The following is a 15,106-nucleotide window of genomic DNA, read 5'->3' as shown; positions in this document are numbered from 1 at the left end:
GGAGGGGCTCAGCCCTCGTCCGGTTCCCGCTTCCGCGCCATCGCCACGCCGTCGCCGATCGGCACCAGCGAGAAATCGACCCGGGGGTCGTCGCGCAGCATCGCGTTGACGCGGCGGATCGCCTCGGTGCCCGGCGTGCGGTCGGACGGATCCGCCACCCGGCCGCTCCACAGCGCGTTGTCGACCAGCAGCAGCCCGCCCGGGCGCAGCAGCCCGATCGCCGCCTCGACATAGGCCGGGTAGTTGTCCTTGTCGGCGTCGACGAAGATCATGTCGACGGTCCCCACCCAGTCTGCGCGCGTCAGCTCTCCGATCGTGTCGAGGGCCGGCTGCAGGCGCAGCTCGATCCGGTCGGCGACGCCGGCCTCCTGCCAGTAGCGGCGGGCGATCCCGGTCCATTCGGCGCTGACGTCGCAGCACAGGAGGCGCGCTTCCGGCGGCAGCGCCAGCATCACCGCCAGCGCGCTGTAGCCGGTGAAGGTGCCGATCTCGACCAGCCGCCGGGCGCCGATCAGCCGGGCCAGCAGGCCCATGAACTGGCCCTGCTCCGGCGTGATCTGCATCCCGGCCCGATCGGCCACGGCCCGCCGCGTCTCCTGCCGCAGCCGTGCCAGGATCTCCGGCTCGCGCAGCGAGGCGTCGAGCAGGTAGCGCTGCAGCCTGTCGTCGAGGCCGATGCTCATGGCGTCACATGCACGCTGGGGTCGCGCTTCACCGGCACCGGCCGGCGCAGCTCGTTGCGGATCTTCATCGCCTCGAACACCGGAGAGGTGCCGGGCCGCGGCACGAAGCGGCCCTCGCCGCGCTGCACCTTCAGCTCGTTGTTCTCCCACACCACCTTGCCCTGGCTGATGGTGATGGCGGGCAGGCCGCGCACCGCCATCCCCTCGAACACGTTGACCTCGATGTTCGAATGCTGAGTGGCGGCGCTGATGGTCTTGGTCGCCGCCGGATCCCAGACCACGACGTCGGCGTCGGCGCCGGGCGCGATCACGCCCTTCCGCGGGTAGATGTTGAAGATCCTGGCGGCATTGGCGGAGGTGACGGCGACGAACTCGTTCGGGGTCAGCCGGCCGGTGTTGACGCCATGGGTCCACAGCACCGCCATGCGGTCCTCGATGCCGCCGGTGCCGTTCGGGATGCGGGTGAAGTCGTCGATCCCCATCCGCTTCTGCTCGGCCTTGAAGGCGCAGTGGTCGGTGGCGACCACCTGCAGGCTGCCGGCGATCAGCCCGTCCCACAGCGACTTCTGGTGGTCCTTGGAGCGGAAGGGCGGGCTCATCACCCGGGCGGCAGCATAGGCCCAGTCCTTGTTGCGGTACTCGCTCTCGTCCAGCGTCAGATGCTGGATCAGCGGCTCGCCATAGACCCGCTGGCCGTTGGCGCGGGCGCGGGCGATCGCCTCATGCGCCTCGCGGCAGGAGGTGTGGACGATGTAGAGCGGCACTCCGGCGGTGCCGGCGATCATGATGGCGCGGTTGGCGGCCTCGCCCTCGACCTCGGGCGGGCGCGACAGGGCGTGGCCCTCCGGCCCGGTGATGCCGGCCTCGAGCAGCGTCTTCTGCAGCAACCAGACGATGTCGCCGTTCTCGGCATGCACCATCGGCAGGGCGCCGAGCTCGCGGCAGCGGCTGAAGCTGTGCATCAGCACGTCGTCATCGACCATCAGGGCGTGCTTGTACGCCATGAAATGCTTGAAGCTGTTGACGCCGTGCTCGGCCACCAGCGTGCCCATCTCCTCCCGCACCTGGTCGGACCACCAGGTGATGGCGACGTGCAGCGACCAGTCGGCGCAGGCCTTCTCGCCCCATTCGCGCCACTGCCGATAGCCGTCGATCAGGCTCTGCTGCGGGTTCGGGATGCAGAAGTCGATGATCATGGTGGTGCCGCCGGACAGCGCCGCGGCGGTGCCGGTGTAGTAGTCGTCGGCCGCCACCGTGCCCATGAACGGGAGCTGCATATGGGTGTGCGGATCGATCCCGCCCGGCAGCAGGTAGCTGCCCGAGGCGTCGATCACCCGGGCGCCGGTCGGGGCGTCGAGATCCGGGCCCACCGCGACGATCTTGCCGTCGTCGCAGATCACATCGGCGCGGAAGCTGCGGTCGGCGTTCACCACCGTGCCGCCCTTGAGTGCGATCGTCATGGCCGGCGCTCTCCTCTTGTCGCGTGCCTTGTTCCCTGTTGGCGCCAGAGTGGGACGGATCAAGGGAGGAGGCAAGGCCGATCCTGACCGTTTGGTCAGGCCGGCCGCCGATGCAAAAAGGCCGGGACCCGAAGGGCCCCGGCGAGGTCAGGGAGGAAAGCGGCTCGTACGGAGCCGATGAATACGTTACGTATCCTTATTTCGTGAGTCAATACATATCGTATCTCGCGCCTAGTCGCGCATCACCCATTTGACCGGCACCGCCCATTCGATCGCGACATCGGAGATCAGGGGGGCGTTGTAGCTGAACAGGGTGAAGAAGCCTGGGGCGCTGCCGCGCATCAGGATCTTGACGAAGGTCCGGCCGTCGGCCAGGCGGATCACGCATTCGCGGCCGATCAACTGCTCCGGGTCGGCCCGGACGTTGCGGTAATAGATCACGTCGCTGTCGCGGAAAACCGGCGCCATCGAATCGCCGCGGACGATGACGGCGACTGTGTGCTCGTCGGCCGCGGGCGGGGCGTCGGCCTCGTCAATCCGGTCGGTCGACTGGTCGCCCTCGAACAGATGGATCTCGGCCCCGGCGCCGACATAGCCCACCACCGGCACCATCGGGCGCAGGCCCGCCGGCGCCCCCTCGCCGGTGAGGAGCCAGGCCTCGGACACGCCGAAGGCGGCGGCGTAGCGCCCGGCGGCGTCGCGGCGCAGGCCGCGCAGCCCGGATTCGTGGGCGCGGTAGGTGATCGGGCTCCAGCCGAAGGCCCGGGCGGCATCCGCCGCAGTCTCATATCCGGCCTTCGTCCGCGCCAGCACCAGGCGTTGATGGGGTTGCAGCATGCACGGCATTTAGCACGTTTTGTAACCTGATGACAATTCGTTTCGTATTGCGTTAACTCGCTACGAAACGTATCGTCAAGTCATGAGCGAGACGATCACGAGCTTCGACGACCTGTTCACCCGCTGGCCGCGGCTGGGCCAGCTCTCGGCCGATCTCGGCGTCACGCCGCAGCATCTGCGGATGATGCGGGTGCGCCGGTCGATCCCGGTGCGCTTCTGGCCCCGCCTGGTCGCCGCTGCGGCCCGGCGGGGCATCGCCGGCCTCGACTACACGCTGCTGGTCCGGCTGCACGTCCGGGAGGAGCAGCCGTGACCCCACCATCCCGTCCTGCCTTGGAGAGCGACATGAGCACCTTGCCGACCCTCGACCAGATCGAGGGTATGCCGATCGCCGCCGTCGCGGCGCTGCCGGCCGAAGCGCTGGCGCAACTGGTTGACGACCTGGTCGTGCTGGTCGAGCACAGCCGCCGGCTGCAGGCGGTGATCGCCGCGGCACTGGCCCTGCGCAGCGGCAGGCCGGCCCTGCTGGTCGCCGGCGGCCGCGAGGCCGAGGCGGCGAGGAGCGCGTGATGGTCGAGCCGCGCAGCTTCCTGTCGCGCCACCAGCCGCGCCCGCCGACCGACCCGGAGCGGCTGCAGCGGATGCGGGCCGAGGCCTGGCACGGCCAGGGCGTGGCGGTGATCCGGCCGGAGGATGTCGAGGACGACTGGATCCGTCAGGCGATCGTGAACGAGGCGGACCGCCTCTACGGCAAGCGGAAGAAGGAGCCGTGACGGCGGCGGCGCTTTGTCCCGGATGCCGCTCAGCTCTCGGAGAGGAGGGTGTCGGCCACCGTCGTCCAGACCGTGGCGCTGCGGGCCGCCAGCAGGCCCGGGCGGTCGCGGCGTTGGCCCGGCGATCAGGGCCGTGGCGGCTTCGCTCGCGGGGCCGTGCGGCTCGGGGTCGGACGGTTGGGACGGTCCTCCTCGATCCGGATGTGCCGGTCCTGGGCGTCCGGCCGGCGGATCGAGGACGCGAAGCGGCCGGCGGCGTGGCGGGCGATCTCGACCCGGCTCTGCCGCTCGGCGATCTCGATCCGGCCGATCTCGGCCTTGGTGACATGGCCGCGGCGGCACAGGAAGGGCAGCAGCCAGCGCGGATCGGCGTTGTTGGCGCGGCCGACATTCATCCGGAACCAGACCGATCCGTCGCCGTCCTCCCGGGTGGGACGGGGCGGACGCCGATCGGCCGAGGCGGGCCGCCGTTCGGGCGGCGGCGACAGCTCCTCGGGAGCGGGAAGGAGGCTTCGATGCAGACGGACCAGGGCGATGGCGAGATCCTCCGGGCTGCGCTCGGCCAGCAGGGCACGGGCGCCCGCAAGATCCTCTTCCGTCGCCGGCTCGGCCAGAATCGTCTCCTGGGCCAGCCGTGCCTGATCGCGGGCACGGATCTCGTCCGCCGCCGGCGGCGGCGACCAGGCCGCCTCGACCCGCGCGGCGCCGAGCAGCCGTTCGGCCTGGTGGCGGCGGTTGTACGGCACCAGCAGGACGCAGACGCCCTTGCGGCCGGCCCGGCCGGTGCGGCCGCTGCGGTGCAGCAGCACCTCGCGGTCACGCGGCAGCTCGGCATGGATGACCAGGCCGAGATCCGGCAGGTCGAGCCCGCGCGCCGCGACATCGGTGGCGACGCAGACCCGCGCCCGGCCGTCGCGCAGCGCCTGCAGAGCCCGGTTGCGCTCGACCTGGCTCAGCTCGCCCGACAGCGCCGCGACGGCAAAGCCGCGCTCCAGCAGGTTGCCCTGCAGGCGGCGTACCGCCTCGCGGGTCGAGCAGAACACGATGGCACCGCGCGCCTCGAAGAAGCGAAGGATGTTGACCACGGCACGTTCCGCCTCGTGCGGCGCGACCGGCATGGCGCGGTACTCGATGTCGCGATGCGGCTCATCGCGCGACGACATCGCGATGCGCAGGGCGTCGCTCTGGTAGCGCCGGGCGAGGGCGGTGATCTCTTTCGGCAGCGTGGCCGAGAACAGCAGGGTCCGGCGCTCCGCCGGGGCAGCGTCGAGGATCGCCTCGAGATCCTCGCGGAAGCCGAGATCGAGCATCTCGTCGGCCTCGTCCAGCACCACGGCGCGCAGCGCGGAGAGGTCGAGCTGGCCGCGCTCGATATGGTCGCGCAGCCGCCCGGGCGTGCCGACGACGATGTGGCAGCCGGCGGCGAGCAGGCGCTGCTCGCGACGGGCGTCCATGCCGCCGACGCAGGCGAGGACGCGGGCTCCCGCCGGCTGGTACAGCCAATCCAGCTCGCGTTGCACCTGCAGCGCCAGCTCACGGGTCGGGGCGATCACCAGGGCGATCGGCGCCCCGCCCGGCCCCAGACGGTCGGCATCCCCGAGCAGCGTCCCGCCGAGCGCCAGGCCGTAGGCCACGGTCTTGCCGGATCCGGTCTGGGCCGAGACCAGCAGGTCGCGCCCGGCACTGTCGGGCTGCAGCACCGCGGCCTGGACCGGGGTCGGCTCGGCGTAGCCGCGCTCGGACAGGGCGCGCAGCAGGCTGGCGGGGGCGGAGGAGAAAGGCATGTCGCACAAGACCCTTGTTTCGAGCCGTGGCGGACACTGCTCCTGATGGGAATCCCGACCTTCTGAAATGCAGCAGGGCGGCCACCGCATCGCTGCGGGGCCGGTCCGACGGCAGGAGATCTCTGGATCGTCGCGCGCATCGATACGCGACCCGGGCCCGGCGCACAAGGGTTGCGCTGCCCGCGGGGTGCGACGGTTTCGCCAACCAACCACCATCAGCGAGGACGCCATGGCGAATGTCATCATCTATCAGATCCCGCTGCGGGCGGTGCTGCCCCAGCCCGGCCAGGTGACCAACCTGATCGTGCCGGTGGCGGCCTCATTCTCGCGCGCCGGCTTCATGTCGTAGCGGATGGAGCCGACCTGGATGCTGGTGTCGCACAGCTGCGGCGTGCTGGCGGCGATCGCGATCGAGAGCGGCCGGCCGGCGGGGCTGGTGCCCTATGCCGATCTGCGCCCGCGGCTCGACGCCGATGGCGCCATCCTTCGCTGGTGAGAGGAGGGCAGGGGATGTTCATCGGCTCGGGAGAGACCGGGGCGGCCGCGCCCGCGGTCGAGGGCAACGGCTTCGTCCGGCACAATCAGGGGCAGCTGTTCGGCGGCGCGCTGGTGGCGGTGGCGCCGATCGGGCTGCGCAACCCGGACGGGCTTGGGGGACCGCCGACCTTCAGCCTCGAGCCGCGCGCCGTGCTGCTGATGGGGGCCGACGGCAACAGCATGGAGGACCAGGCGATCCCGCTGCGCGGCGGGCGCGAGTTCCTGGTCCGCAGCATCATCGCCTGCCATGCGCGCGGCACGCCGTCGGCCCAACTTCTGGCCGGCCTCTACACCCTGCCGGGCAAGGCCGGGATCGCGGTGGTACCGCAGCGCGGCGGCTTCCAGGCGCTGACCGACGACGGCCGGTTTCTGCAACTGCTGCCGGCGCCGGCGCTGCTGAAGGCGCCGTTTCTGTACTGGTCGCCTTCGGTGGTGAACGGTGCGGCGGTCACCTTCGACATCGTGGTGCATGCCGACATCGTCACGCCGCTGACAGCGTAGGTTGCGGTGGAAGGCGGGGAGATTGCGCTTGCCAAGGCAAGGGGAAATCTCTAGGAAATCTGCGGTGTTCGGGGCGTAGCGCAGTCTGGTAGCGCGCCTGCTTTGGGAGCAGGATGTCGGGAGTTCGAATCTCTCCGCCCCGACCATCCCGCCGAGAGCGGTGTTGCGAGGACTAGTCAGAGGGTCGGCCGAGGCATGCAGGCGCGCATCTATCGTCGTTCCAAATCCGCGATGCAGAGCGGCCGGGGCAAGGTCCATGACTGGGTCCTGGAATACGAGCTGGCGACGCCGCGCCGGCCGGAGCCGCTGATGGGCTGGGTCGCCTCGGGCGACACGCTGAACCAGGTGCAGCTCACCTTCCCGACGAAGGAGGAGGCGATCGCCTTCGCCGAGCGCAAGCATCTCGCCTATTCCGTCCTGCCCGAGCACGAGCGGCGCGTGGTGCCGCGCAACTACGCCGACAATTTCCGTCCGCGGCCGCGATAGGCGGATACGGCCCCGTAGCTCAGTTGGATAGAGCACCCGCCTTCTAAGCGGACGGTCGCTGGTTCGAGTCCAGCCGGGGTCGCCATCCTTTCCCGCCGGCGCTACAGCACGAAGTCGCCCGCCACCAGGGCGATGCCGCCGGTGAGCTGGATGTGAAAATCGGAGACGCGGTCGCCGTTGAGGTCGCCGGCGATGGTGGTGACGCCATTCGTCACGGCATAGCGCAGCTGGCCGGCGACGCCGGTGTAGAGCGCAGCGCCGATGAAGCTGAAGCCCTGGTTGCCGGCGGCCGCGGCGTTGGCGTCGATCAGGGACAGGTCGATGCGGTCGCCCTGGGCGTGGCTGAAATCGGTGATCCGGTCGGCGCCGGCCCCGGTCGGGCTGTGGATCGTGCCGGCATAGACGAAGCGGTCGGCGCCGGTGCCGCCGGTGAGGACGTCCCGGCCGCGGCCGCCGGTGAGCACGTCGTTGCCGGCCCAGCCCTGCAGGATATTGGCGCCGTCATTCCCGACCAGGCGATCGCTGCCGTGGCTGCCGGAGAGGTTCTCGATCCCGGACAGGATGTCGCCTTGCGACTCGCCGCCGCTGCCCGTGCCGGTGAGGAGGCTGACCACGACCCCGACCGCGCCGCCGTAGTAGCTGGCGGTGTCGCTGCCGGCGGCGCCCTCCAGCACATCCGCCCCGGCGCCACCGCGGAGCACGTCGTCGCCGGCGCCGCCGTTGAGCTGGTCGTTGCCGGCCTCGCCCGACAGCGTGTCGCCGACGACGCCGCCGACCCCGGTGGCGAGCACGTCGTTGCCGGCGCCGCCGCGCAGCTCGACCGCGAAGCCCCAGCTGTTGGTGCGGATCCGGTCGTCGCCGTCGGAGCCCTGGATCGCCTCCCAGTTCGACCAGGGATCCGCGCCGATGTCGGCGTCGAGCACGCCCGACTGCCAGTCGGCGACCATCGCCCTGTCGAACACCATGGTGTCGTGGCCGGCGCCGCCATCCATCACATCCGTGCCGGGGCCGACATGGAGGAAATCGTCGCCATCGCCACCGCGGAGCGCGTCGTCGCCATCGCCGCCGATCAGCGTGTCGGCGCCGCCGAGGCCGCTGAGGGTGTCGTTTCCCCCGAAGCCTTCGAGACGATTGGCGACCGCGGAGCCGGTCAGGATGTCATTGTAACCGCCGGTCCCCCGGACGTTCTCGATACCGGAGATGACGTCACCCTGGGCCTCGCCGCCGCTGCAGGCGCCGGTGCCGAGATCGACCGTCACCCAGGCGTTGCCGTTGTAGTCGATGGTGTCGATGCCGGCGCCGCCGTCGAGCCGGTCTGCCCCGGCGCCACCCTGAAGGAAATCGTCGCCGGCATCGCCGACGAGCGTGTCGTTGCCGTCGTAGCCGCGGAGCCGGTCATCGCCCTCATAGCCCTTCAGGGCATTGGCGACGGCGCTGCCGGTGATCCAGTCCCCGGCCTTGCCGCCATTGACGTTCTCGATGCCGGAGAAGGTATCGCCTTCGGCTTCGCCGCCATCGCCGACGCCGAAGGCCAGATCGACCGTCACCGCGGCGGTGGCGCCGTAATAGCTGACGAGGTCGATCTCGCTGCCGCCCTCGAGGGCATCGGCGCCGGCGCCGCCGCGGAGGATATCGTCGCCGGTACCGCCCCAGAGAGTATCGCCGCCGCCGAGGCCGCTGAGGATGTCGTTTCCCCCGGACCCGCTGAGGTGGTTGGAAAAGGTCGAGCCGGAGAGGATGTCGTCATAACTCTTCGTGCCCAGGACATTCTCGACACCGGAGATCACGTCGCCCTGGGCGTCGCCGCCGACGCCGCGTCCAGTGCTGAGATCCACGGTGACGGCACGGGAGTAGTAATACTCGACCTCATCCGTGCCGAGGCCGCCATCGATCCGATCCGCCCCGGCACCGCCTTCCAGGACGTCGTCGCCGTCGCCGCCATAGAGGCCGTCATTGCCGCTTTCGCCGTAGAGCCGGTCGTTGCCGGCATCCCCGCGAAGCGAGTCGCTGCCGTCCCGACCGTAGAGATAGTCGCCGCCGCCGAGGCCGGCGAGCGTGTCGGCCGCCGCGGACCCGCTCAGGCTGTCGGATAGGGTTCCGCCGTGGACGCTTTCGACGCCGGCGATCGTGTCGACCTCGGCCCCGCCGACGGAGCCGCGACCGGTGGTGAGATCGACGCTGACCGAGAAGACGGCGCCGCTGTAGCTGACGATGTCGAAACCGGCGCCGCCGACGAGCGTGTCCGCGCCAAGGCCCCCCACCATGACATCGTTGCCATCGCCGCCGTCGATCAGGTCGGCGCCGTCGCCCCCATAGATGACGTCGGCGCCGCCGTATCCCCGCAACGTGTCGTCTGCGTTGGTCGCCTGGGGGATGTCGCTGTAGCCGGGCGGGGCCACCACCCCGTCGTCGGTGAGATGAATCACATCGTTTCCTGCGGTTCCGTTGACGACGGCCATGATCGTTCTCCTTCCCTGGTCGGGGCCGGCGGCGCCCAGCTCTCAGTCTGCCCGGGGCCGGCCCCGGCGGCGTCGGTCGAACGGAGGATGCGCGCCTGCCGGGAGGCGGGTAACCTGCCCCGCCTTCCGGCGTGGCGGCCGGCCGCGTCCCGGTCAGAGCACGAGGTCGCCCCCCATCAGGGCGATGCTGCCGGTGAGCTGGATGTGGAAGTCCGAGGTGCCGTCGCCGTTGACGTCGCCGGCGATGGTGGTGACGTTGCCGCTGATCGAGTAGCGCAGCTGCCCCGCGACGCCGGTGTAGGCCGCGGTGCCGATGAAGGTGAAGGCCTGGTCGCCGGCGGCGCCGGTGCTGGCGTCGACCGCCGCCAGGTCGACCCTGTCGCCCTGGGCGTGGCTGAAATCAGTGATCACGTCGGCGCCGGCCCCGACCGGGCTCTGCGCCACGCTGCCGTAGACGAAGCGGTCGGCCCCGCCGCCGCCGGTCAGCAGGTCCTTGCCGCCCGCCCCGGTGAGCACGTCGTTGCCGTTCCAGCCCTGCAGCGTGTTGGCGCCGCTGTGGCCGACCAGGCTGTCGTTGCCCTGGCTGCCGGAGATGTTCTCGATCCCGACCAGCATGTCGCCCTGGGCCTCGCCGCCGCTGCCGATGCCGCTGACCAGGCCGACCACGACCCCGACCGAGCCGGTGTAGTAGCTGGCGGTGTCGGTGCCGGCGCCGCCGTCCAGCAGGTCGGCCCCGGCGCCGCCGCGGAGCACATCGTTGCCGTCGCCGCCATAGAGCCCGTCATCGCCGTTGAGGCCGTTGACCGCATCGTCGCCGCCGAGACCGTTGATCTCGTCGCCGACGAGGTCGTGGCCGTAGAGCGTGTCGGCGTCCTCATCGCCGGTCACCACCCCGTCGCGCGGGTCGATGATCTGGGTCCGGAGCTCGCTGGGTCCCCGCCAGACCACCACCAGCCGGCCGTCAGCCAGCGCCGAGATATGGGGATAGAACTCGCCGTTCGCGCCGTCGGTGGTGGTGTTGACGGTGAACTGCGTGCCGACGCGGGCGCCGAAGGCGTCGAAGCGCTGGCCGACGATGTTGTAGTCGCCGCTGTTGGCGCCCAGGGAGGAATCGGACCAGACGGCGACGAAGCCACCATCCGGCAGGGCGACCAGGTCGGGGAAGGCCTGATGGTTCTTGAACATCGCGTTGACCACGAACTCGTTGCCGACCTGCCCACCGGCGCTGTCGTAGATCTGGGCGTGGATGCTGACGCCCTGCCGGTCCTGCAGCGCGGTCGAGAATTCGTACCAGGCGATGACGAAGCCGCCATTGGCCAGGCCGATCACGACGGCCGGGTCGTTGCTCGCCGTGCCGACGCCGGGCGTGTTGTTGACCTGGAGCGAGGCGGTGACGGCGGTGCCGTTCGATTCGAACACCCGATACCGGTAGTTGTGACCGCCATCGTGGTCGACCCAGGTGACGACGTAGCGGGTGCCGTCGGCGATCTCGGCGATCGACGGCCCTTCCTGGACGCCGGCCGTCGCATCGTCATTGACGATGGCGGCGCCGATGCGGATGTCGCCGCCGGCCTGGAAGACGGAACGGACGCCGGTTTGGAACGAGGTGATCGCCCCCTGGCTCTCCTCGACGGCGCCGTTGATGAAGCCCTGCCCGCTCATGAAGGCGCCGTCGGCCGCATAGTGGTTCACCCAGGCATTGCCGCTGCCGTTGGAACTGGTGAAGCTGACGGAGAAGCCGCCATCCGACCGCGCCGCGACCTGCGGTTCGGAATAGACCGTGCCGGGCCCGTCGCTGGTGACCACGATCTCGGCGCCGACCGGCTTGCCGAGCGCGTCGAAGCGCTGGGCCAGCACCTGGCGAGGCGAGTTGGTGTCCTCCCACACCACGACATAGCCGCCGTCGGGGAGGCCCGCGACATCGAACCCCCGCACCGCGCTGGCGGCGGCCGTGACCCCGACGACCTGCTCGCTGCCCCATTTCCGCACCGGCATGATGATCTCCCCCAATCCGACATTCATGACGCCCGGCAACCGGCCGGACATAGCGGGTTAACCTGCCGCGAAATGGGGTGGGCGGCATCGCCTGGACAGGAGATGCGCGTTGGTCACATATGATCTATATTGATAAGTTTTTGATCACAATCGTTCAGGAATCATGTCGTCACCACAGCGCGCGGCGGTCAGTCCCGCTTCACCCATTTCACCGGCACCACCCATTCGATCACCACATCCTCCATCGGCGGGGCGTTGTAGCTGTCGAGGGTGAAATAGCCGGGGCTGGAGCCGCGGCGCAGCACCTTGACGAAGGTGCGGCCGTCGGCCAGGCGGACCACGACCTCGCGTCCGATCAGGCTGACCGGGTCGCCGGTGGCGTCGGCGCGGCGATAATAGATCGTCTCGCGCTCGAGATAGCGCGGGAACATCGAATCGCCTTCGACGATCACCGCCACCGTCGCGTCGTCGGCACCGGGCGGGGCCTCGACCTCGTCGATCTGCTCCGACGAGGTGTCGCCGTCGAACAGATGCACCTCGGCTCCGGCGCCGACCTTGCCGACCAGCCGCACGGTGCGGGGCGTGCCCATCACCTCCAGCTCGCTGGTGCCGAAGGCCTCGGCCGCCAGCCGGATATAGTCGGCGGTCAGCCGCCGCTCGCCGCGTTCGAGCTTGATGAACTGGCCGCGCGAGACGCCCATGGCCTCCGCCGCCTGCTCATGCGTCCAGCCCCGTGTCTGACGCAGCTGCTTCAGTCCGTTCCCCATTTCGGGGATCATGGCGGATCGGATCTGGTTTGTCATTCCCCATTTTGGGGAAATTCGACTTGACTTAATTCCCCGAAATGGGGAATTATCTCTTCATGTATCGAATCCATTTTCAAGCCGTCCGGAGGCTGAGCCGGATGATTCCCCGATTCCTCGACCTTCTGGCCCTGCTGATCTTGCTTGGCCTCACCGCGGCGCTGCTGCGGCTCAGCGGCGCCGGCTGATCCCCTCCGCAACGGACCGTGGCGGCCCGGCTGACCGCTCCCCCTCGGAGTCTCGCAATGTCCTTTGCATCCGCGTTTGCCGGCCCGATGGCCGGCCTCGGCCTCGCCGTGTCCGCCGTCCTGCCGGCCCCGGCCGCCGCCCAGGCGGAGAGCCCTTGCGCCCCCTATGAGATCGTCGCCGCGGCCCTGAACGAGCGCTATCACGAGGCGCCGGTGGCGCGGATGCTGTCCGACCGCGGCGTCGTCATCGAGATCCTGGCCTCGACCGACGGCGCCAGCTTCACCGTGCTGGGCATCCGGGCCGGCGGCACCGCCTGCGTGCTGGCGACCGGATCCGGCTTCGCCTTCGTCAACCCGGCGGCGGCGCCGGTGCCGGGGACGGACGCCTGATGTGCGGCGGCTTCCCGATCCCGCTCAGCGGCCGGACCCGGACGCTGTTCGCCGTCATCGCCGCCGTCGCGGCGGAAGGGGCGCCGACGCCCTCGACCGCCGAGCTGACCGCGGCGCTGCAGGCCGCCGGCCACGGCATCGGTCAGAATCCGGGCCTGATCAGCTACGAGCTGCGGCGGCTGGAATGTGCCGGACGGATCATGGTCATCGGCCGCGGCCGCCGGCGCGTCTTCGAGATCCCCGGCACCGGCCAGCGCACGGTGCGCCGCCCGCGCCGGCTGAGTCCGGAGCAGATCCGGGATCTATCCGAGGCGCAGTCCCGGCGGCAGGCCGAGCGCGCGAGCTGGCCACGGCCGACGAAGGCGAGCGCCGCCAGCTACGATGCCGCGGTGCGGCGCCGCGAATTCGCCCGGCACGAACAGCCCGAGCCGCGCGGCCCGTTCGTCCGGATCGGTCCGCCGCCGCCGCATTCGCCGACGGGATGTGCCGCGGCGATGATGGCGGCGTGGTAGGGGAACGCGATCTCCCATACCGCGAGCGCGAGAAGAGATCGTCATTGCGAGCGCAGCGAAGCAATCCAGGGCAGCTCGCGCCGGCCCCTGGATTGCTTCGTCGGCTTCGCCTCCTCGCAATGACGGTTCTCTTGCAAGTCCGATCACGGGCTCGTCGGTCTCAAAGGCGGGCGGCGGCGCGATTGCCGATATAGGCTTCGCAGAAAGCCGCGAAATCGCGGCGGAACTGCTCCAGCCCGTAGGGCTCGGGCGGCTCCGCCGGCGTCCGGCGCGTGATCGCGGCCATCACGCAGTCGTGGATCCGGCCCAGGCTGCCGCGGTCGCGCGCGATCCGCATGGCGCGGGCGATCCACCCCACCTCCAGCTCGGAGGGGCGGTAACCCTCCTGCCAGTTGATGAGATAGATGCGCAGCCAGGCGTGGATCGCCTCGGCCTGGCGTGGGGACTCCGACATGCGACCTCCGGGTGTTCCCTCTAGTGCAAGCGGGCGACCCGGGAAGTTGTTCCAGGCCGAGACGGCGGCGGCGGGCCGGCTGCCCGCGCCCGTCATCGCGGCGTTCCGAGACCAGCAGAGGGGAATGATGACGCGACACAGGAACGGGCGCGGCAGGACGATCGCGGTCGGGCGGGGCGCCGCCCTGCGGGAGACGCCGGAGCGGGCCCGGCATGCGGCGGGAATCGTCGACCGGCCGACCGGCACCGCGATCGGCGCCCCGGTCGGGCGCCTGGTGCAGGCGCCGATCGACCGGCTGGCCGCCCGCGGCACGATCTCCCCGCGGATGCATTCGGCCGGGCAGCGGCTGCGCGGCCAGTTCGAGATCGGGGTCCTCGGCGTGCAGGACCGCGACGGCGGGCTGCCGCCCGGGATCCGCGGCACCGGCATGGTGCTGGCCCCGAACGAGGTGCAGCTCGAGGCGCTGCGGGCCTACAAGGCGGCGCTGCGCTGCCTCGGGCCCCATGTCGGGGCGGTGGTCGAGGCGGTGTGCTGCCACGAGCAGGACGTCTCCGCCATCGCCGTCCGGCAGGGCCGCATCCGCGACAAGGTGATGGGCGTGCTGGAGGACGGGCTGAAGACGCTGGCCGACCACTACCGCCTGACCGGCCGCGACGACCTGGTCGAGGGAAGGGTGTGAGGTGCGAGACACCCGGCAGGCGGCGGAGGCATTCCGGCGGAGCCACCACGGGCGACGGATCGTTTTCCCCGTCTCGCGCGTTGATTCGGGGCAACAACGCGGAGTTCGGCATTGACCAGCTTTGCCCGGGCGATGCTTCTGACGGTGGCGGTCTCGGCGTCCGCGCCGCTCATCGCCGCATGCCAGACGGACGGCTACGGCTATGGCGGCTATCCCGGCTACTACGGGTCGGGATACGGCTGGTACGACGATGACTACTACTACCGCGATCGATACCGCTACCGTCATCGCGACTGGGACGACGACGACCGCGACCGATATCGCCGCTGGCGCCGCGACCGGGATCGGGATGATGACGATGATCGGCGCCGGGATAGACGGGATAGAGACGACGATCGCAACGACGTCCGGCGGCTGTTCCGCCTTCCGCCGCAATCGGACGATGGGGACCGGGGCAATCGGGGCAGCATCGGCAGAGGCAGCAGCGGCGGAGGCAGTAGTGACGGGGGCAGCAACTCCGTCCGGCGACTCTTCCGCCTGCCGTCGCAGTGAGCGACCGATGCGG

Annotated in this window: 19 protein-coding genes and 2 tRNA genes; 13 read left to right on the top strand and 8 right to left on the bottom strand. The window is 70.4% G+C overall.

Annotation, left to right across the window (positions count from 1 at the left end; translation table 11 throughout):
• Positions 1 to 8: 8 nt before the first annotated feature.
• The 3 genes from G537_RS0111430 to G537_RS0111420 form a co-directional block, all read right to left on the bottom strand.
• Positions 9 to 683 (bottom strand): O-methyltransferase, encoded by a 675-nt coding sequence (locus G537_RS0111430; protein WP_026870237.1) that lies wholly within the window; start codon positions 681 to 683, stop codon positions 9 to 11.
• Positions 680 to 2,143, bottom strand: a complete 1,464-nt coding sequence (gene hydA, locus G537_RS0111425; protein WP_026870236.1) for a dihydropyrimidinase — start codon at positions 2,141 to 2,143, stop codon at positions 680 to 682. The genes G537_RS0111430 and hydA overlap by 4 nt, the downstream gene beginning before the upstream one ends.
• Positions 2,144 to 2,374: 231 nt before the next feature.
• On the bottom strand, positions 2,375 to 2,980 hold the full coding sequence (locus G537_RS0111420) for a LexA family transcriptional regulator (protein ID WP_034851478.1): 606 nt from the start codon (positions 2,978 to 2,980) through the stop codon (positions 2,375 to 2,377).
• An 82-nt stretch (positions 2,981 to 3,062) separates the two neighbouring features.
• On the opposite strand from G537_RS0111420, the gene G537_RS0111415 reads away from it, so the two are divergent.
• The 3 genes from G537_RS0111415 to G537_RS37485 are packed head-to-tail and all read left to right on the top strand — an operon-like array spanning position 3,063 to position 3,753.
• The gene (locus G537_RS0111415; RefSeq protein ID WP_026870234.1) at positions 3,063 to 3,293 is read left to right on the top strand and encodes a hypothetical protein; all 231 of its coding nucleotides are present in this window, start codon (positions 3,063 to 3,065) and stop codon (positions 3,291 to 3,293) included.
• 32 nt (positions 3,294 to 3,325) lie between these two features.
• Positions 3,326 to 3,550 carry a hypothetical protein gene (locus G537_RS0111410; protein ID WP_026870233.1) on the top strand — a complete coding sequence of 75 codons (225 nt, stop codon included), beginning with the start codon at positions 3,326 to 3,328 and terminating at the stop codon, positions 3,548 to 3,550.
• Positions 3,550 to 3,753 (top strand): hypothetical protein, encoded by a 204-nt coding sequence (locus G537_RS37485; protein WP_034851414.1) that lies wholly within the window; start codon positions 3,550 to 3,552, stop codon positions 3,751 to 3,753. The genes G537_RS0111410 and G537_RS37485 overlap by 1 nt, the downstream gene beginning before the upstream one ends.
• 125 nt (positions 3,754 to 3,878) lie before the next feature.
• Here the strand turns inward: G537_RS37485 and G537_RS37480 are convergent, their stop codons facing one another.
• Entirely contained in the window at positions 3,879 to 5,537 is a 1,659-nt protein-coding gene (locus G537_RS37480) for a DEAD/DEAH box helicase (protein WP_051248312.1), read from the bottom strand.
• A 229-nt stretch (positions 5,538 to 5,766) separates the two neighbouring features.
• On the opposite strand from G537_RS37480, the gene G537_RS44990 reads away from it, so the two are divergent.
• The 6 genes from G537_RS44990 (at position 5,767) to G537_RS0111370 (ending at position 7,146) form a co-directional block, all read left to right on the top strand.
• Positions 5,767 to 5,886 (top strand): FAD-dependent oxidoreductase, encoded by a 120-nt coding sequence (locus G537_RS44990; protein ID WP_245578994.1) that lies wholly within the window; start codon positions 5,767 to 5,769, stop codon positions 5,884 to 5,886.
• Positions 5,887 to 5,904: 18 nt separating this feature from the next.
• Positions 5,905 to 6,033 carry a hypothetical protein gene (locus G537_RS45400; protein ID WP_281171460.1) on the top strand — a complete coding sequence of 43 codons (129 nt, stop codon included), beginning with the start codon at positions 5,905 to 5,907 and terminating at the stop codon, positions 6,031 to 6,033.
• 14 nt (positions 6,034 to 6,047) lie between these two features.
• On the top strand, positions 6,048 to 6,575 hold the full coding sequence (locus G537_RS0111385; protein ID WP_026870232.1) for a hypothetical protein: 528 nt from the start codon (positions 6,048 to 6,050) through the stop codon (positions 6,573 to 6,575).
• A gap of 69 nt (positions 6,576 to 6,644) precedes the next feature.
• Positions 6,645 to 6,721 (top strand) — tRNA-Pro (locus G537_RS0111380).
• 49 nt (positions 6,722 to 6,770) lie between these two features.
• Positions 6,771 to 7,061 carry an ETC complex I subunit gene (locus tag G537_RS0111375; RefSeq protein ID WP_026870231.1) on the top strand — a complete coding sequence of 97 codons (291 nt, stop codon included), beginning with the start codon at positions 6,771 to 6,773 and terminating at the stop codon, positions 7,059 to 7,061.
• An 8-nt stretch (positions 7,062 to 7,069) separates the two neighbouring features.
• Positions 7,070 to 7,146 (top strand) — tRNA-Arg (locus tag G537_RS0111370).
• Positions 7,147 to 7,162: 16 nt separating this feature from the next.
• Here G537_RS0111370 and G537_RS0111365 read toward each other — a convergent pair.
• From G537_RS0111365 to G537_RS0111355, 3 genes are all read right to left on the bottom strand, one after another.
• Positions 7,163 to 9,520, bottom strand: coding sequence for a calcium-binding protein (locus G537_RS0111365; protein WP_026870230.1), 2,358 nt, complete (start codon positions 9,518 to 9,520; stop codon positions 7,163 to 7,165).
• A 153-nt stretch (positions 9,521 to 9,673) separates the two neighbouring features.
• Positions 9,674 to 11,515, bottom strand: a complete 1,842-nt coding sequence (locus G537_RS42010; protein ID WP_155888583.1) for a calcium-binding protein — start codon at positions 11,513 to 11,515, stop codon at positions 9,674 to 9,676.
• Positions 11,516 to 11,703: 188 nt separating this feature from the next.
• Positions 11,704 to 12,282 (bottom strand): LexA family transcriptional regulator, encoded by a 579-nt coding sequence (locus G537_RS0111355; RefSeq protein ID WP_026870229.1) that lies wholly within the window; start codon positions 12,280 to 12,282, stop codon positions 11,704 to 11,706.
• 281 nt (positions 12,283 to 12,563) lie between these two features.
• On the opposite strand from G537_RS0111355, the gene G537_RS37470 reads away from it, so the two are divergent.
• Together G537_RS37470 and G537_RS42005 are read left to right on the top strand one after the other, a co-directional pair.
• Complete coding sequence (locus tag G537_RS37470) at positions 12,564 to 12,896, top strand: hypothetical protein (RefSeq protein WP_155888582.1); 333 nt, start codon at positions 12,564 to 12,566, stop codon at positions 12,894 to 12,896.
• Positions 12,896 to 13,408, top strand: a complete 513-nt coding sequence (locus tag G537_RS42005) for a hypothetical protein (RefSeq protein ID WP_051248309.1) — start codon at positions 12,896 to 12,898, stop codon at positions 13,406 to 13,408. Before G537_RS37470 ends, G537_RS42005 begins: the two co-directional genes overlap by 1 nt.
• Before the next feature lie 160 nt (positions 13,409 to 13,568).
• Here G537_RS42005 and G537_RS0111325 read toward each other — a convergent pair whose 3' ends face one another.
• Positions 13,569 to 13,862: a hypothetical protein gene (locus tag G537_RS0111325; protein ID WP_026870227.1), complete on the bottom strand. Its 294-nt coding sequence runs from the start codon at positions 13,860 to 13,862 to the stop codon at positions 13,569 to 13,571.
• 124 nt (positions 13,863 to 13,986) lie between these two features.
• Between G537_RS0111325 and G537_RS0111320 the strand changes: the two genes are divergently transcribed.
• Together G537_RS0111320 and G537_RS37465 are read left to right on the top strand one after the other, a co-directional pair.
• The gene (locus G537_RS0111320; protein ID WP_026870226.1) at positions 13,987 to 14,541 is read left to right on the top strand and encodes a DUF6456 domain-containing protein; all 555 of its coding nucleotides are present in this window, start codon (positions 13,987 to 13,989) and stop codon (positions 14,539 to 14,541) included.
• A 111-nt stretch (positions 14,542 to 14,652) separates the two neighbouring features.
• Positions 14,653 to 15,093, top strand: coding sequence for a hypothetical protein (locus G537_RS37465; RefSeq protein ID WP_155888581.1), 441 nt, complete (start codon positions 14,653 to 14,655; stop codon positions 15,091 to 15,093).
• Positions 15,094 to 15,106: the final 13 nt, after the last annotated feature.

The organism is Inquilinus limosus DSM 16000 (assembly GCF_000423185.1).
In the GTDB taxonomy this organism is placed as follows: domain Bacteria; phylum Pseudomonadota; class Alphaproteobacteria; order DSM-16000; family Inquilinaceae; genus Inquilinus; species Inquilinus limosus.
Note: the sequence above shows the minus strand (reverse complement) of the source record. Positions and strands in the feature narration are given on the sequence as shown.